The sequence below is a fragment of the Pseudoalteromonas sp. bablab_jr010 genome (genome assembly GCF_016464105.1).
Taxonomy (GTDB): domain Bacteria; phylum Pseudomonadota; class Gammaproteobacteria; order Enterobacterales; family Alteromonadaceae; genus Pseudoalteromonas; species Pseudoalteromonas simplex.
Window position 1 is genome coordinate 18,031 of sequence record NZ_JACDWV010000052.1, and the last position, 25,023, is coordinate 43,053.

At 41.7% G+C, this 25,023-nt stretch carries 19 protein-coding genes; 12 read left to right on the plus strand and 7 right to left on the minus strand.

Features of this window, described 5'->3' with window-relative positions:
• The first annotated feature begins 3 nt into the window (after window positions 1–3).
• The 7 genes from mrdA to lipA all read left to right on the plus strand — a co-directional run bounded on the left by mrdA (window position 4) and on the right by lipA (window position 7,066).
• A complete protein-coding gene (mrdA, locus tag JIG37_RS03060; RefSeq protein WP_138602636.1) occupies window positions 4–1,884 on the plus strand; it encodes a penicillin-binding protein 2 in 1,881 nt (626 codons plus the stop codon).
• A complete protein-coding gene (gene rodA, locus JIG37_RS03065; protein WP_054551671.1) occupies window positions 1,881–2,987 on the plus strand; it encodes a rod shape-determining protein RodA in 1,107 nt (368 codons plus the stop codon). Before mrdA ends, rodA begins: the two co-directional genes overlap by 4 nt.
• Window positions 2,987–3,754, plus strand: a complete 768-nt coding sequence (locus tag JIG37_RS03070; RefSeq protein ID WP_054551672.1) for a septal ring lytic transglycosylase RlpA family protein — start codon at window positions 2,987–2,989, stop codon at window positions 3,752–3,754. Before rodA ends, JIG37_RS03070 begins: the two co-directional genes overlap by 1 nt.
• A gap of 54 nt (window positions 3,755–3,808) precedes the next feature.
• On the plus strand, window positions 3,809–4,969 hold the full coding sequence (locus JIG37_RS03075) for a serine hydrolase (RefSeq protein ID WP_054551673.1): 1,161 nt from the start codon (window positions 3,809–3,811) through the stop codon (window positions 4,967–4,969).
• A gap of 183 nt (window positions 4,970–5,152) precedes the next feature.
• Complete coding sequence (gene ybeD, locus JIG37_RS03080) at window positions 5,153–5,431, plus strand: DUF493 family protein YbeD (RefSeq protein WP_054551674.1); 279 nt, start codon at window positions 5,153–5,155, stop codon at window positions 5,429–5,431.
• A 19-nt stretch (window positions 5,432–5,450) separates the two neighbouring features.
• Entirely contained in the window at window positions 5,451–6,104 is a 654-nt protein-coding gene (lipB, locus tag JIG37_RS03085) for a lipoyl(octanoyl) transferase LipB (protein ID WP_082389180.1), read from the plus strand.
• The gene (gene lipA / locus JIG37_RS03090) at window positions 6,101–7,066 is read left to right on the plus strand and encodes a lipoyl synthase (RefSeq protein ID WP_138602638.1); all 966 of its coding nucleotides are present in this window, start codon (window positions 6,101–6,103) and stop codon (window positions 7,064–7,066) included. The genes lipB and lipA overlap by 4 nt, the downstream gene beginning before the upstream one ends.
• A gap of 57 nt (window positions 7,067–7,123) precedes the next feature.
• Here the strand turns inward: lipA and JIG37_RS03095 are convergent, their stop codons facing one another.
• Window positions 7,124–7,717: a TetR/AcrR family transcriptional regulator gene (locus tag JIG37_RS03095; RefSeq protein WP_062564346.1), complete on the minus strand. Its 594-nt coding sequence runs from the start codon at window positions 7,715–7,717 to the stop codon at window positions 7,124–7,126.
• Between the two features lie 175 nt (window positions 7,718–7,892).
• On the opposite strand from JIG37_RS03095, the gene JIG37_RS03100 reads away from it, so the two are divergent.
• Window positions 7,893–8,912, plus strand: coding sequence for an MBL fold metallo-hydrolase (locus tag JIG37_RS03100; protein ID WP_244664337.1), 1,020 nt, complete (start codon window positions 7,893–7,895; stop codon window positions 8,910–8,912).
• Between the two features lie 130 nt (window positions 8,913–9,042).
• On the opposite strand, the gene JIG37_RS03105 is transcribed toward JIG37_RS03100, so the two are convergent.
• Complete coding sequence (locus JIG37_RS03105) at window positions 9,043–9,450, minus strand: lysozyme inhibitor LprI family protein (RefSeq protein WP_199528679.1); 408 nt, start codon at window positions 9,448–9,450, stop codon at window positions 9,043–9,045.
• A 243-nt stretch (window positions 9,451–9,693) separates the two neighbouring features.
• Between JIG37_RS03105 and JIG37_RS03110 the strand changes: the two genes are divergently transcribed.
• Window positions 9,694–11,319, plus strand: a complete 1,626-nt coding sequence (locus JIG37_RS03110) for a M28 family metallopeptidase (protein WP_199528703.1) — start codon at window positions 9,694–9,696, stop codon at window positions 11,317–11,319.
• Window positions 11,320–11,388: 69 nt separating this feature from the next.
• Here JIG37_RS03110 and JIG37_RS03115 read toward each other — a convergent pair whose 3' ends face one another.
• The 4 genes from JIG37_RS03115 to fabB form a co-directional block, all read right to left on the minus strand.
• Window positions 11,389–15,597, minus strand: coding sequence for a FimV/HubP family polar landmark protein (locus tag JIG37_RS03115; protein ID WP_199528680.1), 4,209 nt, complete (start codon window positions 15,595–15,597; stop codon window positions 11,389–11,391).
• Between the two features lie 320 nt (window positions 15,598–15,917).
• Window positions 15,918–16,934, minus strand: a complete 1,017-nt coding sequence (locus tag JIG37_RS03120; RefSeq protein WP_054551679.1) for an aspartate-semialdehyde dehydrogenase — start codon at window positions 16,932–16,934, stop codon at window positions 15,918–15,920.
• Window positions 16,935–16,966: 32 nt separating this feature from the next.
• The gene (locus tag JIG37_RS03125; protein ID WP_138601610.1) at window positions 16,967–18,088 is read right to left on the minus strand and encodes a 4-phosphoerythronate dehydrogenase; all 1,122 of its coding nucleotides are present in this window, start codon (window positions 18,086–18,088) and stop codon (window positions 16,967–16,969) included.
• Window positions 18,089–18,233: 145 nt separating this feature from the next.
• Window positions 18,234–19,448, minus strand: coding sequence for a beta-ketoacyl-ACP synthase I (fabB, locus tag JIG37_RS03130; RefSeq protein WP_054551681.1), 1,215 nt, complete (start codon window positions 19,446–19,448; stop codon window positions 18,234–18,236).
• A gap of 179 nt (window positions 19,449–19,627) precedes the next feature.
• Here fabB and mnmC point away from each other — a divergent pair, with 179 nt between their 5' ends.
• Window positions 19,628–21,676, plus strand: a complete 2,049-nt coding sequence (mnmC, locus tag JIG37_RS03135) for a bifunctional tRNA (5-methylaminomethyl-2-thiouridine)(34)-methyltransferase MnmD/FAD-dependent 5-carboxymethylaminomethyl-2-thiouridine(34) oxidoreductase MnmC (protein ID WP_199528681.1) — start codon at window positions 19,628–19,630, stop codon at window positions 21,674–21,676.
• 22 nt (window positions 21,677–21,698) lie between these two features.
• Here the strand turns inward: mnmC and JIG37_RS03140 are convergent, their stop codons facing one another.
• Window positions 21,699–23,156: an OmpA family protein gene (locus JIG37_RS03140; RefSeq protein WP_199528682.1), complete on the minus strand. Its 1,458-nt coding sequence runs from the start codon at window positions 23,154–23,156 to the stop codon at window positions 21,699–21,701.
• Between the two features lie 142 nt (window positions 23,157–23,298).
• On the opposite strand from JIG37_RS03140, the gene JIG37_RS03145 reads away from it, so the two are divergent.
• Window positions 23,299–23,934, plus strand: coding sequence for an SDR family oxidoreductase (locus JIG37_RS03145; protein ID WP_166338954.1), 636 nt, complete (start codon window positions 23,299–23,301; stop codon window positions 23,932–23,934).
• 249 nt (window positions 23,935–24,183) lie between these two features.
• On the plus strand, window positions 24,184–25,020 hold the full coding sequence (locus JIG37_RS03150; RefSeq protein ID WP_199528683.1) for a transporter substrate-binding domain-containing protein: 837 nt from the start codon (window positions 24,184–24,186) through the stop codon (window positions 25,018–25,020).
• Window positions 25,021–25,023: the final 3 nt, after the last annotated feature.

The following is a 25,023-nucleotide window of genomic DNA, read 5'->3' on the forward strand; positions in this document are numbered from 1 at the left end:
CCAATGCGAAAACACAGACCCACGATTCGAGACCACTCGGCTGAAGCAAACTTGTTTGCTCGCCGAGCATTTGTGGGTTTTGTGTTTGTGACACTGTTAATTGGTGTGTTGTTATCTAACCTATACAACATCCAAGTTATCGAACATCAAGATTATCAAACACGTTCGAACGATAACCGCATCAAAGTTATTCCAATTGCCCCTAACCGTGGGCTTATTTACGACAGAAATGGCGTATTACTGGCTGAAAACAAGCCAGTTTATAATTTAGAAGTAATACCCGAGGAAGTTGATAACCTTGAAGAGGCACTGAGCGAAGTTGAAAAAGTTATTAAAATAACTGAGCAACAAAAAGCTGACTTTCTAGATGACATTAAGCACAATCGCCGCTTTAAAAGCCAAGTATTAAAAGCCCGTTTAGACGAAACCGAAGTTGCAAAGTTCTCGGTTAATCAGCATAAGTTTCCTGGCTTTAGTATCGAAGCGCGTTTAGCTCGCTATTACCCTTATGGTGATACCCTTACCCATGCCCTAGGTTATGTTGCCAAACTCAACAAAAAAGAACTCACCAAACTGGAAGCAGAAGACCAAGCAACTAACTACCGTGCAACCCACGACATTGGTAAGCTGGGTATCGAAAAGTATTACGAAGAACTTCTTCATGGTGTGGTTGGTTCGCAGCGCGTTGAAGTGAATAACCGTGGCCGAGTTATCCGCACTTTAAGCCTCACGCCACCTGAGCCTGGTCACGACTTAGTACTGACTTTGGATATTGGCCTGCAACAAATTGCTCAACATGCCTTAAAAGATATGCGTGGTGCCATTGTAGTGCTTGATGCTAAAGATGGCGGCGTTTTAGCACTTTACTCCAACCCAAGTTATGACCCGAATTTATTTGTCCATGGTATCAGCAGCACAGATTACAAAAAGTTGTTAAACCCAGACCGACCGCTAATTAACCGAACCACGCAAGGCCGTTATGCACCTGCCTCTACAGTAAAACCTCATATGTCGATCCTTGCTCTTGAAGAAGGACTGGTAACCGAGCAAACACAAATTTGGGATCCGGGTTTTTTCCAAATTCCTAACGTGGAGCACAAATGGCGTGACTGGAAACGTTGGGGCCATGGCCATGTTGATGTTTATCGTGCTATTGAAGAGTCATGCGATACCTATTTTTACGATGTTGCTTACCGTTTAGGGATCACCAAAATCAGTGACTTTATGACGCAGTTTGGCTTTGGCGAACTCTCTGGAATCGATATTCATGAAGAAACATCTGCCATTATGCCATCGCGAGAATGGAAAGAAGCCCGCTTTAGAGAATCATGGTGGCGCGGCGACACCATTTCTGTAGGTATCGGGCAAGGTTATTGGACCGCAACACCAATGCAAATAGCTAATGCAACCAACATCTTAGTGAACCGTGGACTCGATCACCCTCCGCACCTTGTACAAGTCGCTAAAAAAGAAAACGAAGTAACGCAAATTAATAATGATGAAAAGCCACCTGTAGTATTAAAAAATCCTCATCATTGGCAAATTGCGCTAGACGCCATGCACAACACCGTACATAAAGTCACAGGTACTGCTCATAAAGCATTTAAAGGGGCGAATTATGACCCAGCAGGTAAAACAGGTACTGCTCAGGTTGTGAGTATTGCTCAAGGTGAGCGTTACGACGCAAAATCACTTAAAGAGCGCCAACGTGATAACGCTATCTATGTTGGTTTTGCACCCTATAACGATCCACAAATTGTGGTCTCTGTGGTGGTTGAAAACACCGGTGGTGGTAGTACAGTTGGTGCGCCTATTGCGCGTCAATTAATGGATTACTACTTCTCAGCGAACCCGATTCAAATAGCCCAAAGTGACGCGCCATGATCCCTTTAAATAAAAAACGCTCAATTTGGCAGCGCCTACACCTCGATTTACCACTTCTTATCGCCCTTATGACGATGATGGTAGCCAGCCTTGCTATTGTATACAGTGCCAGCGGCCAAGACTCTGCAATGATGATACGCCACGCAACACGTATGTTTGGCGCTATCTTAGGTATGTTTATACTCGCGCAGTTTTCACCTAACACATTAAAGAGTATGGTTATTCCGCTCTACTGCGTGGGGCTTTTAATGCTGGTTGGGGTGTTGTTATTTGGGGTTAGTTCAAAAGGTGCACAGCGCTGGCTTGACTTAGGTGTTACCCGCTTCCAGCCGTCAGAGTTAATGAAAATAGCCGTGCCAATGATGGTTGCATGGTATATCGGGCGTAACCATTTACCGCCAAGAATCATTCATTTAATTATTGGCTTTGCGATTGTAATGGTGCCAACCATTTTAATTAAAGAACAACCCGACTTAGGCACCTCTATTTTGATTGCCAGTTCAGGGATATTTGTATTGTTTTTATCTGGGCTAAGTTGGCGTCTTATTGGCTTTTTATCTGCTACTGTTGGTTTGGCAGCATGGCCGTTTTGGCATTACGTGATGCTTGATTATCAAAAACAACGGGTACTGACCTTTTTAGATCCTGAAAGCGATCCGCTTGGCTCGGGTTACCACATAATTCAATCGAAAATTGCGATAGGTTCTGGCGGCATTGAAGGTAAAGGCTGGCTGCAAGGTACCCAATCACAATTAGAGTTTTTACCTGAGCGTCATACCGATTTTATTTTTTCTGTACTAAGCGAAGAGTTTGGCCTGTTCGGGGTTTGTTTATTACTTTGTATGTACTTGTTTATTATTGGTCGTGGCTTATATATTGCGGTAAACGCACAAGATGCGTTTGGTAAGTTGCTTGCCGGCGCATTAACACTGACCTTCTTTGTTTATGTATTTGTAAATATTGGCATGGTTTCGGGCTTACTGCCTGTAGTAGGTGTTCCGTTACCTCTAATAAGTTATGGTGGCACCTCAATGGTGACCTTGATGGCCGGATTTGGCATTATCATGTCTATCGCCACCGATAAAAGGATGCTTTTAAAATAATGACACAGCGAGTCAATTACTTACTTATAGCGTTATTTTCTGTGCTGCTAGCAGCATGTAGCTCTTCATCTCAGCAAGGCCGTTATGCTATGGAGCATGATGCAGCCCCGCTTCGCAAACCAACCGAACTTGAAATGCAAGATGCCATAGTCACGGCGGTTGTTAAAAGTGCAAGCGCTAGTCGCCCTTACGAAGTCCGTGGTAAACGCTACACGCCGATGCTCGATGAAACTGGCTATTCTGAAGAAGGCATTGCTTCGTGGTATGGTCGAAAGTTTCACAATTACCACACCTCAAACGGCGAAGTGTACGATATGTTTGCGATGACAGCAGCCCATAAAACGCTGCCGCTACCGAGCTTTGCCAGAGTAACAAATTTAGATAACGGAAAATCAGTAATTGTTCGTGTAAACGACCGTGGCCCATTTCATGATGACCGGATTATCGATTTATCTTATTCTGCGGCCTATAAATTAGGTTATTACCGACAAGGTACAGCCCGTGTTAAGGTTGAGGCTGTTACCCTTGCCAATTCTGCCCCTCGTTTAAGCTACATTCAGGTTGCAGCGGGAAGTACTCTTGCTAATGTTGAAGCGCTCGCGTTTCAACTTCGTCAGCAATATCATGTGCCAACAAACATTGTTGAAAAAGATGGAATCTATCGGTTACGTCTTGGTCCAATAAAAGATGCCGCAGAAGCACAAGCAGTTTTAGAAAAGCTAAAACAAAACCAATTTCAGAACGCGTTCTTGCTTTACAGTGAGTAAGACCTTTAGAATAGGTCAACGCAACATGTTTAACTTTAACCATTAATGAGTACGATGAAATCTATAAAATATAAAATCTTAAGTGGCGTTTGTGGCCTTGTTTGCACTGCTAGCGTATTTTCTGCAACAGCCCAAATTATCCCTGCCCCACCTCAAGTTAATGCGAAAGGTTATTTCTTGGTTGATTTCACCACAGGTAAAGTGATTGCCGAAGGCGAAGCAGATACAAAATTAGCACCGGCTAGTTTAACCAAAATGATGACCAGTTATGTAATTGGTACTGAAATCAAAGCAGGTAATATTGCACCAACTGATATGGTTACAGTCAGTGAAAAAGCCTGGGCAAAGAATTTTCCTGAATCATCAAAAATGTTTATCGAAGTAGGTAAGCAGATCAGCGTTGATGACCTTAACCACGGTATTATTATTCAATCAGGTAACGATGCCTGTGTAGCCATGGCTGAACACATTGCTGGTAGCGAAAGCGCATTTGCTGATTTAATGAATGCCCACGCTGAAAAACTTGGCATGACTAACAGCCACTTCGTAAATAGCCATGGTTTAGATACTAACGAACACTTCACGACACCACGTGATATGGCAACTTTAGGTGCTGCACTTATTCGCGATGTACCAGATGAGTACGAAGTATACGCGAAAAAATCATTCACTTTTAACGGCATCAAGCAATACAACCGTAACTCATTGTTATGGGATGAAAGCATGAACGTTGACGGTATTAAAACTGGCCATACGTCAGAAGCGGGTTATAGCTTAGTAACTTCTGCAACTAAAGATGACATGCGTTTAATCGCGGTAGTAATGGGCACTGAAAGCGAACGTGCTCGTAAAGTTGAAAGCAAAAAACTATTGAACTACGGTTTCCGCTTTTTCGAAACAATCACGCCATATAAAGCAGGCGACAGCTTTGCTGAGCAACGTATTTGGATGGGTAACAAAGAAAACGTATCGTTAGGTATCTTAGAAGACACACCTATTACGATTCCACGTGGTCAGCGTAAAAACTTAAAAGCGAACTTCGAACTTGATAAAACATTAGAAGCACCGCTTGCTAAAGGTACTAAAGTAGGCACGCTATTCTTACAGCTTGAAGGTGAAGAAATTGCACAATATCCACTAGTTACACTAGAAGAAGTGGAAGAAGGCAGCTTCTTTAGCAAGATCTACGATTACCTACGTTTACAAATTCAGTAATCTGGACATAAAGTTTATAAACGCCTTGCACCGCAAGGCGTTTTTTTTTGTCTGAAAAATGATAGAATGCGCCCCATATCAGTCGCGCTGGGTCGAGTGCGTCGTAATCTAAGTTTGCTTAACGCCAAGAAATGGCAGAGAACACCTCTATTAAGCACACTCACTGTTTGAGGAGTCACCGTCGTGGTTCAACCTGTAAAAAATACTAAGTTTGACGAGTATTTAGATTTCCCATGCCCATTCACATTTAAAATCATGGGCTTAGCTAACGTAAATCTAACAGATCAGATCCTAGAAAAGCTGCAACCAATTGCACCTGGCGATTATGCGCCAAAGGTAAAACCAAGCAGCAAAGGTAATTACGAATCTGTAACGCTTGTAGCAACGGTTACAAGTAAAGAGCACATTGAAGAAATTTATAACGTGATCAGCAACATCGATGACGTACGTCACATGCTATAGGCCGATTACGGAGTAACTCGTGAGCGAAAGAGAATTAATCGTTCGTCAATTAGGTCGTCAGCGTTACATGCCAATTTGGCAAAAAATGCAATCTTTTACCGACACCCGTGATGAGCACACAGCAGATGAAATTTGGCTTGTAGAGCACGAGCCAGTATTTACGCAAGGCCAAGCAGGCAAAGCTGAGCACTTATTAAATACCGGTGATATCGAAGTGATCCAAGTGGATCGTGGTGGTCAAGTTACCTATCACGGACCAGGCCAACAAATGATGTATGTGCTATTCAACTTACGTCGTTTAAACATTGGTGTAAGGGAGCTGGTAACCTGGCTTGAAGAGTGCATTATTGATACGTTAAAAGACTACGACATTGATGCCTACGCGAAAGCGGACGCACCCGGTGTTTACGTTAACGACAGCAAAGTTGCCTCATTAGGCCTTCGCGTTCGCCGCGGTTGCTCTTTCCACGGTTTAGCACTAAATGTAAGTATGGATCTAAGTCCATTCTTACGTATTAATCCATGCGGCTATGCTGGTATGAACATGGTGCAAACAACCGATCTTAACGGTCCGCAAAACCTCGAGCAAGCAGGTGCAGGGCTTGTAAAACACATGATTAAAAAGCTTAATGCTACTGTGGTTAAGCACACTGAAGGGTTTGAAAACGAATGAATAAACCAGTCAAAATGGAACCAGGCGTAAAACTGCGTGATGCAGAAAAAATGGCACTGATCCCAGTTAAAGTTTTACCGACTGAAAAAAACGAAATGTTGCGTAAGCCAGAGTGGCTAAAAATTCGCTTACCAAAATCAACTGAACGTATTGATGGTATTAAACAAGCGATGCGTAAACATGGTTTACACTCAGTGTGTGAAGAGGCTTCGTGCCCTAACCTATCTGAATGCTTCAACCATGGTACTGCGACTTTCATGATCTTAGGTGCTATTTGTACTCGTCGTTGTCCGTTCTGTGATGTTGCCCATGGCCGTCCATTAAAGCCAGATGCAGCTGAGCCAGAAAAGCTAGCGCTGACTATTAAAGACATGAAGCTAAGCTATGTTGTAATCACGTCAGTAGACCGTGATGATTTACGTGATGGTGGTGCACAGCACTTTGCTGACTGTATTCGTGAAATTCGTAAGCACAACCCAGAAATCACGATTGAAATTCTAGTACCTGATTTCCGTGGTCGTATGGACAGAGCCCTTGATATCTTAATCGAGACGCCGCCAGATGTATTTAACCACAACCTAGAAACAGCACCGCGTTTATACAAATTAGCGCGTCCAGGTGCTGACTATAAATGGTCACTTGAGTTGTTACGCCGCTTTAAAGAAGCACATCCAGAAGTGAAAACTAAATCTGGTTTGATGGTAGGTTTAGGTGAAGAAATTAGCGAAATCGAAGAAGTGTTACGTGACTTACGCGAGCATAACGTTGATATGCTAACAGTAGGTCAATACCTACAACCTTCTAAGCACCACTTACCGGTTAAACGCTATGTGCCGCCAGCAGAGTTTGATGCTTTAAAAGATTATGCAGACGAAATTGGCTTTACACATGCGGCCTGTGGTCCATTTGTTCGCTCAAGCTACCATGCTGACCAACAAGCAGCTGGTAAAGAAGTGAAGTAATACTTTTACAATTATTTAAAAGCCCGCATTAAGCGGGCTTTTTTATGTTCTAAAATATCAGCGCCCATAACGCGCTAAGAACATTTTTACAGTTTCGCTTATCACTTTGTTGTCTGAGTCACCTTCTTGGCGCTCAAAGCCATACAGCAACGGATAAAAGATCAGCGACTTTAACTGATACACAAACTGTTTTGCTGCAAACTCAACATCATCAATCGTTAAAACTTGTGCTTGCACACCTGCTTCTAAAAACGCCACCAGATCTTGCATACAGCCCATGTTATTACTGGCTAATGATTTTGCTAAATCAGGCTGCTGTAACATCTGCATAAAAGCGACTTTCGCTACTTTTAAAAACTCTTCAGAGGTCAAAAGCGCCACTTCTTGTTCAGCAATGCGTGTTAACTGCTGTGCAATTGGCACAGCAGCATCAAATACAACCGCTTGCTCTTGGCGGACTTTTTCAAACATAAACACTAGAATGGCTTGAAACAACACATCTTTATTTTCAAAGTGATTATATACGGTACGCTTTGAGGCACCCGCTAAGCTTGCAACCTGATCCATACTGGTATGCTCAACACCTTGCTGAAAAAACAATGTCTCAGCTGCATTCAATATATCTAATCGTTTTCTCTGTGATAATTTCATGGACCCCTCCGATAAGGGTTACTAGTGTAACGCAAAAATAAAAAATGCACTAGATAGTTTACTTTTATAGCAAACCATGAAAAACTACACCGTGTAGTTTACTTATGGTGACGATATGAAATTTCTAAAATGGCTCGCAATCGCCACTCTATGCATCGTGATAGGAGTGTTTATTATGAATAATCAATTAGCCGCTGAAGGTGTGACTGATAACAGCCACTCTGCGCAATTATCTGATGGCAAGTTCCACAATAGTGCTGAGGTAGAAAGACCCAGCTTTAAGAAAACGCTAGGTATCTTCAAACGCTTTATTACAGAAAAGAAAATTGATGCAGAGCCAAAAGGTGAACTGCCTATGCATTCTGTTTCTCATGCACAGCTTGAACGTTTATCTAATGACACAGTGCATTTTGTGAAGTTAGGTCACTCCTCTATTTTAGCGAAAGTGTATGGCGAATACTGGCTATTTGATCCGGTATTTTCAGAGCGCGCTTCGCCTTTTTCATTCATGGGGCCAAAGCGCTTTCAGCCAACACCTATCAGCATTGCAGAGCTACCAAACATTGCTAAAGTGTTTATTTCACACAACCATTATGATCACTTAGATAAAGCAGCAATTAAACAGCTTGTTGATAAAACAGATTCTTTTTATGTGCCATTAGGAGTCGAAAACGACCTGAAAAAATGGGGCGTTGATGAACAAAAAGTCCATAGTTTTGATTGGTGGCAAGAGCAAAATATGGCAAATAGCCAAATTGTATTTACACCAACCCAGCACTTTTCTGGCCGAGGTTTAACAGACGGCAATAAAACTCTTTGGGGCTCTTGGGCTATTAAAGTAAATGACAAGCGCTTTTATTTTAGCGGTGACTCTGGCTATTTTGCTGGCTTTAAAGAGATTGGTAATCGCTATGGGCCGTTTGATATCACTTTTATTGAAACTGGTGCTTACGACAAAGATTGGGCTGACATTCACATGACACCAGAGCAATCAGTACAAGCTCACCTCGACTTACAAGGTGATGTGATGGTGCCAGTGCATAATGGAACATTCGATTTAGCCTTTCATGCTTGGTATGACCCACTTAAACGTGTCGCTAAAAAAGCAGGACAGGAGCAAGTATCACTGAGTACTCCGTTAGTTGGTGAGGTATTTAAAATTCAAGATACCGCCATTGAAAAAGCGTGGTGGTAATTCCTTACGCGAATCAACTCCATACATTACAGCATCCTTCAAAAGAGCTGACTGAACTGAGCAGTCAGCTCATAAAGGACAGTTTAATAATTGTATTATTGTTGCGATCAATAATTTGTCGCTTGGTTAGCTAAATACCACTTGCTAACCATCGCAAATAACTTATCCTTTCATTCATTTTCATTTCGATACAAGAACTTAATATTGAATGGTATCCACTTCCCTCTATTGAATCATATGCTTCAAGTTGACACTCAATTGTATGTGATTCTTCCCATAAAGTTTGTGATTTTTTAAATTTACCAGATAGCTCTGGTGATAATTCTGCGAAACGGGTATGTATCGTTTCGACCATTGACTCCATTGTCTTTTTAGCCGTTAATAAATTCCTATCCCCACATTTATCCATATCTTGTTGAGTTTTTTCACTCAAACAATTTAGACTAAAATATGGTTTGTGGAGCTCCTCATAATTAACTTCTTGAGACCCGTTAACGTTGGAAGTGAAGCATGACAAAAAAGCAAATATGTATTTCATAGTCCCTCATTTGAAAACATTACTCAGGCTCAATTCTAGCAAATAATATTCTGTTTACTAGAGGCTTATGTGGCTATTACTTTATAATAAATATGGAAAATAGTTGTAGAATGAAACTTATCAAGAGAGTGTTCTGCATTATTATCCTTTCATCCTGAATAATTAGTTATTTGTAGACTCTTTCTGGACAGCCCCCCTTCGCGTCCCATATAGTGAAACCCTGTGCAATCAACCAGAAAAACTATGACAACTCACCTTAAGTATGCAAGTTTAGCACTTGCAATCGGTTTATTTGGCTGCTCTGAGCAACCAACGACAAACACTGATGAACCAAGCGCTGAAAGCAATGAAGCCGTAAACATTGCCAATGTACGCTCACATATTAAAACCCTCGCCTCTGATGAATTCTTAGGTCGTGGCCCTTTAACTGAAGGCGAAACACTGACCATTAACTATTTAGCCGATGAATATAAAAAACTCGGCTTAAGCGGTAGTTTTAATGGCGAGTATTTACAGCCAGTTACCATGGCAAAACTCACTCCAGATCAAAACATGACCTTACAAGTGGGTGATTTAAGCTTTAATGCTGGCAGTGATTTTACCGCCCGTACGCAGCAAATTAACCCTGAGATCAACATCGACGGCTCTGATGTTGTGTTTGTTGGCTACGGTATTAATGCACCTGAATATAATTGGGATGACTTTGCTGATATTGATGTAAAAGACAAAACAATTATCGTGCTTGTTAATGATCCTGGGTTTGCCACCCAAGACGACGCGCTTTTCACCGGTAATGCTATGACCTATTACGGTCGTTGGACTTACAAGTATGAAGAAGGTGCTCGCCAAGGTGCAAAAGCAGTATTTATCGTTCACGAAACTGCTCCTGCCGCATACCCTTGGGGCGTTGTAGAAAGCTCGAACACGGGTAGCAAATATACCTTAATCGACCAAGATAAAAATGCTTCTGACATCCCTGTAATGGGTTGGATTGACGAACAAGCGGCAAATGAAATTTTTGCTCAAGCAGGCCTTGATTATCAAACTGAAAAAGCCAACGCACTAAAAGCTGACTTTAAACCTGTCGACTTAAAAGCGAAAGCAGCGCTGACACTGAAAAGTGATATCTCTCAAGCGCAATCGCATAATGTTGTTGCAACGCTTAAAGGTAGCGAAACCCCTGATGAGTACATTGTAATTGGTGCGCACTGGGACCACTTTGGCACCAAGCAAACTGATGACGGTGTGAAAATCTACAATGGTGCTGTTGATAACGCATCAGGTAGCGCAGCAACGGTTGAAATAGCCCGTATTCTTACTGAAATGCATAAGAAAAAACCATTTAAACGCTCTATTATCTTTGCCAACTTTACGGCTGAAGAAACAGGGCTTATTGGCTCAGAGCAATTCGCAACTGGCGAGATTGTACCAACCAAGCAAATGGTCGCGCTGCTTAATATTGATGGTATGAACGTGCTAGACGGCGTTGACTACATATTACAATACGGTAAAGGCATGTCTGAAATGGAAGACTACCTTGCAGATGCAGCGAAAGCACAAGGTCGTCATGTAAAAATGGACCCGCGTCCTCAAAATGGTTTGTTCTTCCGCTCTGATCACTTCTCTCTAGCTAAACAAGGCGTGCCTAGCTTACTATTTATGAGTTTAGGTGATACAGATCCTGATTATATCGCGCACAAATATCATAAAGAAGCTGACGACTATTCAGCAGATTGGTCTATGGGCGGTGTTGAGCAAGATATTGAACTGATTGTTGATATTGCTGCCAAACTTGCTGATAACGGCGATTGGCCTAAGTGGAAAGCCGAGTCTGATTTCAAAGCGCGTCGCTTACAAGACAAACAATAACCTTCGCTTAGATATAAAAAACCGAGCTAGTTGAAGTTAGCTCGGTTTATTATTGGTTAGTTTTACTTATTACTCGCTAATTTTAGCTTTAAGTGATTGTGCTTCTTCTTGCACTTCCTCTGGGCCATTGGCAATAACATCTTCAATGGCTTGGAGCGCTGCATCAAAGTCGTCTATTTCGATATATGCCCGAGCTAAGTCCAGTTTTGCTGAGTAACCACCACTTTCGGCATCAACATCAGTTGGGTTATCACCTGCTAGTAAGTCGTTAAAATCACTCAGCCCTACATCCATATCAACCTCATCATAAGGTTCATGGTCGAGTGCTTCATCGTCACTTTGTTCAAGTAATGAATCGATATCTACAAACTCATCCGTTGAAGTAGTTTGCTCCTCGGTATCTAATGCCTGTACTTCAGGTGCAACTGGCTGTTCGCTTTCACCCTGTAAGTCTTCATTTAATAGTGCATTAAAATCAACATCGAACTCACTGGCATCACTGATATCTGCTTCGTCTGGCTCTGCTAGTTCATTTAACAGCGCATCAAAGTCTGTTTGAGTAAGGTCGGCCATAAAATCATCATCGATTTCATCGTCTGACAGCTCACTTAAATCAGCCTCGTCAGATAAATTAGACTCGATATCAGCTAATGTTTGCTCAGCTTCTCGGGCATCATCAAGTTCAATATCGTCCAATTCGAATTCAGGGAACTCTTCTAATTCGTCTTGGCTATCAGCCACCTCATCGTCAATTGGCGCTTCGCTCGTTAACTCTGTTGTGCCTTCACTCTGTGATTGATCCGATAAGTCGTCCTCAGGATCAAGAACATCATCTTCTGTAAATTCATTATCAAGCAAGATCTCATCATCAAAATCATCGTCTAGCTGATCAAGCTCATTACCCGTTGCTAATGAATTAGCAAGGTCTTGCTCTGCCTGACTTAACTGTAATGGTGCATCTTCATCTAACTCATTAGAAGTGTCTTCATCAGATTCATCCAATTCAAAACCGGCTTCATCTAGCTCAAGCTCTGGATACTCTTCTAGCTCTTGGCTAGGAGTCACGGTATCTTGCTGTAACGGCTCTTCGTCGGCGGTTAAATCAAATTCATCAGTTAGGTCTTCATCTGCTAGCGGATCATCGCCTAAATCAATTTCAACTTCTTCTATGCCTTGCTCTGGTTCATCTATTGACCAGTCTGGAGCTTCAACATAATCATCTTCTTCGCCAATTTCATTTAATAACTCATCAACACTTTTCAGTGACGGATCATCAAATTCGTCAAGGCTATCATCTTCATCTAATAGCTCATCGCTATCTTCATTAAACTCTTGATTAAGCGCCTCATCGATATCAACTTCGTCACTATCATCCGCATCATCAACCAACTCTGATGCAATTGATTCAACATTCATGTCATCAACCGCTTGATCAGCATCGGCTAAATCTTCTAGCGACTCTTGTAGATTCTCATCATGCTCTGCACTGTCACTCTGTTCATGACTTAAATCCGATATCTGCGCTTCAGTGTCTTGCTTCAGCTCATTTGTTTGCTGAATAAGCTCTTCAAGCTCATCATCAACGTCAGAGTCCTGCTCATCACTAGCATCTTCATCAAGTAATGAGTCGATGTCATCGACATCTAAATCATGATCAAGCTCATCTTCGTCAATTAAGTCGTCTACACTAGGTTCTTCAATTGACTCTTCAACCAACTCTTCAGATTCAGGCTCTTCTTGAGCTTCATCTAATAGTGAGTCGATGTCATCGACATCTAGGGCATCATCAAGCTCATCTTCATCGATTAAATCGTCTGCACTTGGTTCTTCTACAAGCTCTTCAGGCTGCTCTTCAACAAGCTCTGCTTCAGGCTCTGTCTGAGCTTCATCTAATAATGAATCAATGTCATCGACATCTAAATCATCATCGAGCTCGTCTTCGTCGATTAAGTCATCTGCACTAGGTTCTTCTGCTAATTCTTCAGTTAACTCTTCAGGTTCCTGTATTTCTTCAGGCTGTTGCTCATCTTGAGCTTCATCTAGTAGTGAATCAATGTCATCAACATCTAAGTCATCATTAAGCTCATCTTCGTCGATTAAATCGTCTGCGCTAGGCTCTTCAACAAGCTCTTCAGGCTCTGGCTCTGCTTGTGCTTCATCTAATAATGAATCAATGTCATCAACATCTAAGTCATCACCGAGCTCGTCTTCGTCGATTAAATCGTCTGCGCTAGGTTCTTCTACAAGCTCTTCAGGCTGCTCCTCAACAAGCTCCGCTTGAGGCTCTTGCTCTGCTTGTGCTTCATCTAGTAATGAATCAATGTCATCAACATCGAGAGCATCATCAAGCTCATCTTCATCGATTAAATCGTCTGCGCTAGGTTCTTCTGCTGGCGCTTCTTCTTGAACTTCATCTAATAGTGAGTCAATGTCATCAACATCTAGCGCATCATCAAGATCATCGTTTTCTAATGCATCGTTAGCTTCAGCGGCTGGCTCTTCTGTTTGTGCTTCATCGATTAAGCTGTCGATATCGAAATCATCTTCATCGATGAGTTCATCCGCGCTTGGTTCTTCGGCTGGCGCTTCTTCTTGAGCTTCATCTAATAGCGAGTCAATGTCATCAACATCCAGCGCATCATCAAGCTCGTCGTTTTCTAATGCATCGTTAGCTTCGGCTGCTGGCTCGTCTGTTTGCGCTTCATCAATTAAGCTGTCGATATCGAAATCATCTTCATCGATTAGTTCTGCTTCTACGTTAGTTGTTGAGGCATCATTATTTTCATCGAGTAAGTCATCAATATCGTCTAGGTTTACGTCTTGATTAGAATCCGTGTTGTTTTGCTCATCAATTAAGCTATCAATGTCAAAATCATCTTCAGCGTCATCTTCTGCGAGCTCTTCACTAAGCGCTGCCATTTCATCATTAGCGTTATCTAACGAGTCACCTTCATCAGTATCAAATAGGTCATCAATGTCATCAGCACTTAAAATATCACCCGATGAATCTGCTGGAGACTGTTCACTATCTAGGTCTATTTCATCACCTAAACTGTCGTCATCGGTTTGATCGAAATCTTGCTGTAAAAATGCATCTAAATCATTATCGTCAGCGCTATTAGATGAATCATCGCTAAACTCAATATCATCACTTAAAAGCCCTTCTAGCTCATCTTGATTTAAAACACTGTCATCTTCATCGAAACTATCATCAATGCTGTCGTCAAAAATGATGTCATCATCTGGCAGCATGTCTTGGTCTAAGTCGTCATCTAAACGCACACTCAAGTCATCATTGTCTTCGACTGGATCAGGAACTAGTGGATCAGTTTCTATGATTGGTTCTAAATCATCATCAGGATTATAACTTGGGCTTTGAGGTAAAAATTCATCGTCATCGCTGGCATCTGTATCATCATTGGCGCTGTTGCGTTTTTTCAAAAACATCACAACGGCAGCAATGATCAGTAATGCCGGAATAAACATTAATGCACCGAGAACAAATGGGTTGCTCAGTAAACTCGAAAAACTAAACCCACTGTCCTCTTCAATCTTTTTTGCTCTTTGCTGCTCTATGATTTCATTTTGTTTAGTGATCAGTTCTTTCAGCTGCTTTTGAATTTCACTGTCTTGACCAAGCTGATCGCGAACGGTTTCAAGCTCTTTAGAAATACCACTCAGTTGTTTTTTGAGTTTGTTGTTCTCAGCTAAGATTTCTTCAACATTTTCAACCGATGATTTAAACTGCTTTTGAAGCTCAACTAGCTGCGTACCCTGCTCTGTTTTAATGGTGTTGATTTCTTGCTTAAGCTCTTGCTTTGCTTCGTCTACATCAACTTTACGGGCTTGGGTTACTTTCTTTTGCGATTCATTAATTTCAGCAGTAGTCAGGGTGCCGTTTTTCTTTTTCTCCCATAGCTCATCATCTTGTTCAGAACGTGCTTTTGCTAACGTTGGATTGACCGCGCGCATTTCAGCAATTGTTGGGATTTTTAGGTATGCGCCATCGCGCATATGGTTAAGGTTTTGGTCTAAAAATGACGATGGGTTTTTGTCATACAGAGCTTGCATGACCTGATAAATACTTACAGAGTTGTCAGGGCGAATTTTAGCGGCAATGCGCCACAGTGTATCGGTCGGTTTAATTGGACCAATAGAGCGCCCCTGCGCACCATAATCGACACCTTTAGGGCCTTTAAGTGTGGTGCCTTCATCAGAGTATGTCGGTGTTACCACCAATGCAGACGCTAATATGAAGAGTGTTGCTAAACCGCGCATGCTGATCCTTTATGTTTTAAATGTTAACGCAGCAACCTTGGTTGCTTAAACATCAAGTAATTCTTGCAGAATTGATTCTTAATTATGTTTTCTTGCAAGCTCTATTCCAGCTGCAAACTATAGCTTAGTTGCCTTGCAATATCTATTGCAACACCTTGATAGTAAATAGCTTAAATATTAGCGGCTGAGAGACTTTTTTATTGTTATCGTTAAGTTTATACGCTTTTACAACGTATGCGGCAATAATTTGGCAGTGAATTCACAAAAAAAGCGGCAAATTGCCGCTTTCTTCAAATTTAGCTCAGCCTAAATCATCAGATTTATAAATAATTTGCGATAAGCTCTTCAGCAATCTGCACACTATTTGTTGCTGCACCTTTGCGCGTATTATCACTTACAACCCACATATTTAAACCATGTGGATGCGAAATATCAGCACGTAAACGCCCTACGTATACTGTATCGTTACCACTTGCATCAGACACAGCTGTTGGGTAATCAGCTAAGTCTTCAATAAACTCTACACCTGGTGCATCGTTTAATAGCTGCTTCACATGTTCGATATCTACTGGCATACGCGTTTCAATATTGATCGCTTCACTGTGACCAAAGAACACGGGAACACGAACACAGGTCGGGTTAACCACAACACTGTTATCACCTAAGATCTTTTGTGTTTCGTTAACCATTTTCATTTCTTCGCGGGTATAACCGTTATCTTCAAAACTGTCTATTTGTGGGATCACGTTAAAAGCAATTTGTTTAGGGAAAACGGCATTATCCATCGGACGCGCATTCATTAAGTTTGCTGTTTGCTTGGCTAGTTCATCAACGGCTTCTTTACCCGCCCCCGATACAGCTTGATAAGTTGATACGTTAATGCGGTCAATGCCATAAGCATCATAAATTGGTTTTAACGCCACCAGCATTTGAATCGTTGAGCAGTTAGGGTTTGCAATGATGTTGCGATTTCTGAAATCCGCTAAGCTTGATGCATTCACTTCAGGAATAATGAGTGGCACATCGTAGTCATTACGAAAGTGTGAGGTATTATCAATTACCACACAGCCTGCGTCCGCCGCAATCGGTGCATATTTTTCAGAGACACTGCCGCCTGCTGAAAATAAACCAATGTGAGCTTGGCTAAAATCAAACTCTTCAACATCGATTACTTCAATACTCTCACCGCGAAATTGAATTTCTTCACCAGCACTACGGCTGCTTGCGAGTAAAAATAATTGGTCTACCGGAAACTTACGATCTTCTAAAGTTTCGATAATCTGACGACCCACTAAACCTGTGGCACCTAATACGGCTACATTAAATTTTTGCGACATGTGTTTTCCTCTTTTGAATAAAGCAAATGGCTTTATTCGTTAATTCTAAATCCCAGTGCAGCTAATGCGCCTTCACATGCACTGTTGGCAGCCACCGACAAAGTACTAAACTCGCGTCGTGGCGGGTAATTCTTACGTAAACTATCAAAGCCTTCGCTTGCTAATTTACTTCGTAAAATGCCATCGTCGCGACGCACATCATAAATTAAGTGCACCAAGCGACCTATATCGTCTAGGTTAAAGGTTTCACCAAGCGTGACAGAATGGCTAATTGGCTCTGGTAAAAAATCGTCCAGAGACTTAAGCGCTGCGATGCCTTCAAGCTCACATACTTGCTGATATAGCATTTGTGTACCGCGGGCTTTGCCTTCAAGTGTATGCCCTGCAATATGCACGCTGGCATAACGTACATAATCAAGCAGAGGTGTCAGTATATTGGGTTCGTTTTCCCAAACATCAAGCACACAATCTAATTTTGCGCCTTGCTCAAACAATGCTAGCAATGCTTGGTTATCAATCACATCACCACGACTTGCATTGATAATCGTCATGCCCGGCTTAAGTGCTTTTAAGCGTGTTTCGTCTAGCATGTGCAAGGTTTTATGTGGCCCTTGTTTAACCAATGGCACGTGAAAAGTCACAATATCAGCTTGGGCTAGTAATGTGTCTAACTCAATATGCTCTGCAAGCTCACCGGCTTCATGTTTTGGTGGATCACATAACAATACATTCATGCCTAGCAAGCTTAACTTATCACGTAAACAGCTACCTATACTGCCAACACCTACTATGCCGATGGTTTTGCCTTGTAACGAGCTGACATTTTCTTGGCTCAAGGCATACAAGCAGCTAATAACATATTCAGCAACCGCCACAGCATTACAACCTGGTGCGCTGCTAAATGCGATATTTCGCTCAGCAAGTAACTCGGTATCAATGTGATCAACACCTATGGTTGCTGTGCCCACAAATTTTAATTTATCTGCTTGAGTGAGTAAGGCTTTATCTACATTAGTAACTGAACGGGTTAACAAAATATCGACCCCGACTAGCTGCTCGGGTTGAAGATTACGGCCATCAAATCGCTCAACATTACCAAAATCGGCAAAGTACTGCTCAACCAATGGCATATTTTGATCTGCAAGAATTTTCATTTGTGTGTCCGAGAGGCAGAAAGTGGCGCTATTGTAGCGAATTTATCAGTATTCGGATAGGTAACAACTAAGACGATTTTGGGGTTATTTATAACAAATGAAAAAGCCGAGCTATTGCTCGGCTTTAAGCAAATACTGGAGAGGTTTAACCTTTATATTTGCTCATTACTAATGTGGCGTTAGTGCCACCGAAACCGAAGCTGTTAGACATAACTGTATTTAGTTCAACGTCTTTACGCTCAGTTACAATGTTTAGACCTGCAGCTTGCTCATCTAGTTCATCAATGTTGATAGATGGAGCAACAAAGTTATGCTCAAGCATTAATAGCGAGAAGATTGCTTCGTGAACGCCTGCTGCACCTAAAGCGTGACCTGTCATCGCTTTGGTTGCACTGATCATTGGCGAGTTACCACCAAATACTTCTTGAATAGCACCAAGCTCTTTCACATCACCAACAGGCGTTGAAGTACCGTGAGTATTTAAGTAATCAATACCGCCTTCAAGACCTTGCATTGCTTGCTTCATACAACGTACAGCGCCTTCACCTGATGGAGCTACCATGTCGTAGCCGTCAGACGTTGCACCGTAACCTGTGATTTCTGCATAAATGTGCGCGCCACGAGCAAGTGCATGCTCAAGTTCTTCAACAACAACGATACCGCCACCGCCAGAGATAACGAAACCGTCACGGTTTGCATCGTATGTACGTGATGCTTTCTCTGGTGTTTCATTGTATTTAGTAGACAATGCACCCATTGCATCGAATTCCATTGCTAGCGTCCAGTGAAGCTCTTCACCACCACCTGCGAAGATGACGTCTTGCTTACCTAATTGAATTTGCTCAACCGCATGACCGATACAGTGTGCAGATGTCGCACATGCAGAGCTTAGTGAGTAGTTAACACCTTTAATTTTGAATGGTGTTGCAAGACACGCCGAAGTCGTGCTTGCCATAGTGCGTGGTACCATGTAAGGACCAACACGTTTTACGCCTTTTTCACGTAAAATGTCAGCTGCTTCAACTTGCCACTTAGATGAACCACCACCTGAACCCACTAATAAACCAGTGCGCTCGTTTGAAACTTGATCTTCACTAAGGCCAGCATCTGCAATCGCTTGTGACATTGAGATATAAGCGTATGCCGCTGCATCGCCCATAAAGCGCATTGCTTTACGATCAACAAACTCTTTAACATCAATATCGATTTTGCCAGATACGTTACTACGTAGGTTGTAGTCAGCAAACTCTTGGTTGAACGCGATACCACTACGGCCTTGTTTTAATGATTCTAATACTTCTTCTTTGTTGTTACCGATGCTTGAAACAACACCGATGCCCGTAATAACGGCTCTTCTCATGGGTAATTACCTTAGCTCTATACTAAATTGTGTTCTATTTTACGCTGAAATTACTTTCGAAGTGGTCAGCTTTCTAGCGTACACATGTACTCTGAATATCTAGCTTATAAATAACGCCAGACTATTTCAAAGAAAACACGTAAAATAATGAAAAAAGTTTGTAGTTAATTAGTTAAACCATGATCAAAAACGCACATATTCATTTTAATCACCTTGGTACCCCTGTCGCAGATCAGTTTGACGATGTTTATTTCTCTAATGACGATGGCTTAGCCGAATCACATTATGTGTTTTATCAACAAAACCATATCCCGCAACGATTACAAAATCATGACCGTAACCACTTTGCAATTGCTGAAACAGGCTTTGGTACGGGGCTTAACTTTTTAAATACATGGCAGCACTTTGCTGCTCACCTTGATAGGCAGCATGCAGAGCAAGAAGTTCAAAATCAACCCGACCATAGTGGTAAAAAAAGTGTTACCCGCTTGCACTTTATCTCTTTTGAAAAGTTTCCAATTAAGCGTGATGACCTTGCTCAAGCACTCAAAGCTTGGCCTAGTTTAAGCAAGTATAGTGAGCAACTAATTGCTCAATACCCAATTAATTTAGCCGGCTGTCATCGCCTAGAATTTGCAGGCGGAAAACTAATACTCGACCTTTACTTTGGTGACGTGCAAGACAGCATTGACGCCATGAGCTACCCAAGCGAAGGAATTGTTGATGCTTGGTATTTAGATGGCTTTGCACCAAGTAAAAACCCAGATATGTGGCAACAGAGTTTGTTCAACAAGATGCGTGCTATCTCAAGATCAAATGCCACACTCGCCACTTTCACTGCCGCAGGCTTTGTCAGAAGAGGACTCATCGAAGCTGGCTTTAACATGAGTAAAGCAAAAGGCTATGGTAAAAAACGCGAAATGCTAATTGGCGAGCTCACTGAGCCTAATGAGCAACAGTCAGGGCCAGCGTATTTTGCACATCAGCAAAGTGAACTGAGTAATGTGGCTGTTATTGGCGGTGGTATTGCCAGTAGCAGTGTACTGTATTCACTGGCAAAAAGAGGGCTAAAAGCCACGCTTTTTTGCCAAGATGAAGCACTTGCCATGGGCGCATCTCACAATGTACAAGGGGCTGTTTATCCGCATTTGCAAGCGAAGAACTCACCGCACAGTGAAATGTTTGCTCATAGTTTTTTATATGCGATGCGTCTTTACCAACAATTACTTAATGATGGTTTTGACTACCCTCATCAGTGGTGTGGTGTATTACAGCACGCGGTTAAACAAGGTCTAGCTGATAAACATCAAAACCTTGCCGATAAAGAACTTTGGCCAGCTGAATTAATGCGTAATTTAAGCGCTGAAGAAGGCGACGAAATTGCCGGTGTCGATACAGGTTACTCAGGCGTATTCTTTGCAAAAGGCGGCTGGGTAAATCCACCAGCCCTGGTTACAGCACTCTTTAATGCGGCAAATTCGTTAACTGCCACTACCAATAATAAAATGGACAGTCACTTTAATTGCCATATTGAAAAGCTCGAAAAAACCGCTGACGGCTGGTTACTACACAACAAAGAGCAAACATTCGGGCCATTTAGCGATGTGATTAATTGTGCAGGTGAACACAGTGACCAGTTTAGCCAAACTCAAGCTCTACCTGTTGTTGGTGTGCGCGGCCAAGTCTCGCATGTGCAAGCAAGCGAGCAGTCAAAACGCTTAAAGACCGTGCTTTGCCATAAGGGCTATTTTACTCCTGAATATCAGGGCCATCATTGCATGGGCGCGACCTTTGAAAAAAACTCAAAAAGCCGTGAAGTTAAAGAGCAAGACAACCACATCAATCGCGAACAACTGTTAAGTTTTTACACAGACAGCGAGTTTGCAACGACCTTAGGTGAGATAACAGCCGCGAAAGCAGCTGTAAGGTGTACCTTCATTGACCATTTACCTATGGCTGGTGAATGGGCTGAACAAAGTGATTATGTAAGCGCGTTTGCTAATCTTCGCTTGGGCAAGCGTTATCAGTACCAAACGTTAACAAAACCTCAGCAAGGCTTGCATGTACTCACAGGCTTTGGTGCAAGAGGCCTGTGCAGTGCCCCCCTTTGTGCTGAACATTTAATTGCTTGTTTAAATAATGAACCAAGACCATTTAGCGAACGCGTGAGTCAAGCTATTCACCCCGCCCGCTTTATTGTTCGTGACCTAATTCGTAATAAAATTTAAGGGGCTAAAAAGCCCCTTTTGATTAATTACTTAATCGCTCAACTAGCTCTACGCGCCGGTTTAACTGACGACCCAAATCGTTTTTATTATTGGCAGCTGGCGCATAAGGGCCTACACCATAACCAATTAAGCGCGACTCTTTAATGCCATATTGACTCACGAGCGCTTTAACAACCGCTTTTGCTCGTTTAGATGACAACCCTAAATTATATTCTGGGCTTCCTTTATCATCAGTATGACCAACAACGTACAAGTTTAAGCTGTTATTTTTATTTAAAACATCCGCAATCACTTTTAATGACTCGGCTGACTCAGGTTTAATGTCTGATTTATCATGGTCAAAGTAAATGCCATAAATGGCTGCTTTACCTTTTTGCTCTAGTTGCTTTAACACCTGATCCGGATTGGTTTTAACTAAATCTCCTTGTAAAGGCTCTGTTCGAATTATAACAAGTTGCACTCGCGTAGTGCCTTGGTAATTACCCACAAAAAATGCGACAAAGGTTGTTTGATTTTCTATGGTGTTTTTCATTAACTGATAACGCGGCTGACGATAATAGTTATAAACTTGTTTTACCGACAAGTGATCACCAAGTGCTTGTATTGCCTTACGGTCGTCACCACATGCTTGACGTTCGCAACTAAAAACCGTTTCAAAGCCTTCTTTTGTTAAGGCAGACACATAGTTATGAAAAACCTTAAGGGTTGATACTTTTCTAATTTCATAAGTAATACGAGTGATATCGCCTGTCACATCTTCGGCAGGTAGCGCTTTGTTTTTACCGTTGAATATTCCTGTTGGTAGTGAAAATTCTTCGTAATCAATTTGCTCGTAGTCTTCAATAAAACTACCAGGATAACGGCTAAGTAATGGATGATCGCTTGAGCCTCTAATATCGTCTTTAGGTGCTTTGGTAACTGGATTTGATTGCTGTTTTGCAAAAGCAGCTGTATTGGCTTGTATCAGACCTGTTTCAAGCTCCTTAATCGCAATTGAGCTACTCATAACACGCGTTTTACTGTTGTACTGGCCAACAAATAACGACACTGCAAACTCAGGCTTTTCACCTTTAGTGGCAAGCAGATAATAAGGCTTACGATGATAATTATAGAGCTGAAAGTAACCGACTTCCTCTGCAAAATCACTGCTGTCACCGCAAGCATCTAGCTGACAAGAGTAAACAATATTAAAGCCATCTGTGAGTAGAGCGTGTTTATAGTTTTCAAATACTTTGAGAGTGGCAACATTGTTTATTTCGTACAATGTGTGGTTTACATCGCCAATAAAGTCTGTGTAACTAAATCGCTCTGACGACTTTTTACTGTCATCAAACTGGCTCATTAATTGTGTCTGTTCGCCACTGAGTTTAACCGACTTTTCAACCTCACTATTTGGATAAGGCGATAGCCATTGATTGGCAGATACCGCATTGCAAAATGCTAATGTTACCACCACCAAAAGATTAAAATATATTTTCACTTTAAGTCCTTTTAATTGAGTTTGTACCTAATTCAACACTATGCCAAATAATACTTTTTTATTCAAAGTTTGCTTGTACCCCTTTAAAAATAAATCCACACCCCAAGGTCTTTAGTTACACAGCAATTTGAAGGAGTTTGATATGAAGACCTTAATCATTGGCGCAACGGGTCAAATAGGTAAAATGACCACCGAAAAAATGCTGGCAAGCGGTCATGATGTAGTGGCTTTAGTTCGAGACAAAAGCAAGCTGAGTGCGCTTGAAAGTAATAATTTAACGATTGTAGAGCAAGACCTCGAAAACGATTTTAGTCGTGCCTTCGAAGGGGTTGAACAAGTAATTTTTAGTGCTGGATCTGGTGGTGCAACAGGTGCAGATAAAACCTTACTGATAGATTTATGGGCCGCAGTTAAAGCGATTAATTATGCGGTAGATGCCAAGGTTAAGCACTTTATTATGGTGAGCTCAATCGGTGCTGATGCCCCAGACAACATTGAAAGCAGTATAAAACCGTATTTAGTTGCAAAGCACATGGCTGACCAACATTTAATCAATAGCGAGTTAAATTACAGTATAGTCAGACCCGGCACGCTATTAGATGATGCAGCAACGGGGCGATTAACCACCACGCGCCCTGCAACGCGCCAAGATGCGGTTATCAACCGTGAAGATGTAGCAAATACCCTGCTATACCTTGCTGAACATACACCGAAAAAACCACAAGTGTTTGAATTGTTTAATGGTGATAAGTCAATCTATGACTTACTGGATGCCTAATTTAAACTATAAACTTTAGCTGGATAAAGTTAACTTTATCCAGCTCCCTCCTTAAATACCCACCCAAACAATTAATTTTTTGTAAGTCGCAATGAATAAAAACTTTATATTTCAATGCTCTAATTATTTTTATTTTAAATTAGCTTACAAATAAGCATTGCTGTGCCCTATTTAATGATAAAGCAGTAATGACATTAAACGCCATATGGAATTAATATATTATTTACAAAAACGAAACAATGGTGTCCAATGCATTACACCCTCATTATTCTATGTCTGGCCTTTGCTTCTGTAAGTTATTCTCAAGAAGTTAAGATACAAAGTAATAGTAGTAACACTTCTTTACCCTATAAATTGTTAACCCAAGCAATTGAGCGAGCGGGTTTAAGCTACTCGCATCCATATAATAACTTTAAAGATATTACCGATGCTCGAATGTTAAACGACTTACAAAATAAGCAGCTTGACGTTATCTGGAGCATGACTTCAAGACAATTAGAGGAAGATTACCAAGCCGTTTATATTCCTTTGTTTCGTGGCTTACTTGGCATGCGAGTAGCATTAGTGAAAGCACAAAATCGCGAGCTGTTTAGCTCGGTAACTAGCTTGCAAGATTTAAAGCGCTACACCGCAGGGCAAGGTAAAACCTGGCCAGATACGAAAATATTAAAAGCGAACCAACTGCCCGTTGTTACCACATTAAAATACCCTAACTTATTCCCAATGCTTGAGGGTGAGCGCTTTGATTATTTCCCACGTGGTGTAAATGAACCTTGGGATGAAATTGCCAATCATTCGGAGCTTGACCTCATTGTTGAGCCGCACTTGATCATAAAGTACACCGCACCTCTTTACTTTTTCGTCAATAAAAACAACCTTACACTACACCAACAACTAAGCGATGCCCTTAACGAGATGATCGATGATGGCACTTTTAACGCGATGTTTTTGGAAGACAGCCAAGTACAAACTGTTTTATCAAAAGCCAACTTGAGCTCGCGTCGCGTCATTGAGCTTGAAAACCCAACGTTATCGTCGAACACACCAAATAAAAATAGCCCTTTGTGGTTTAACCCATTTCAATGAGCG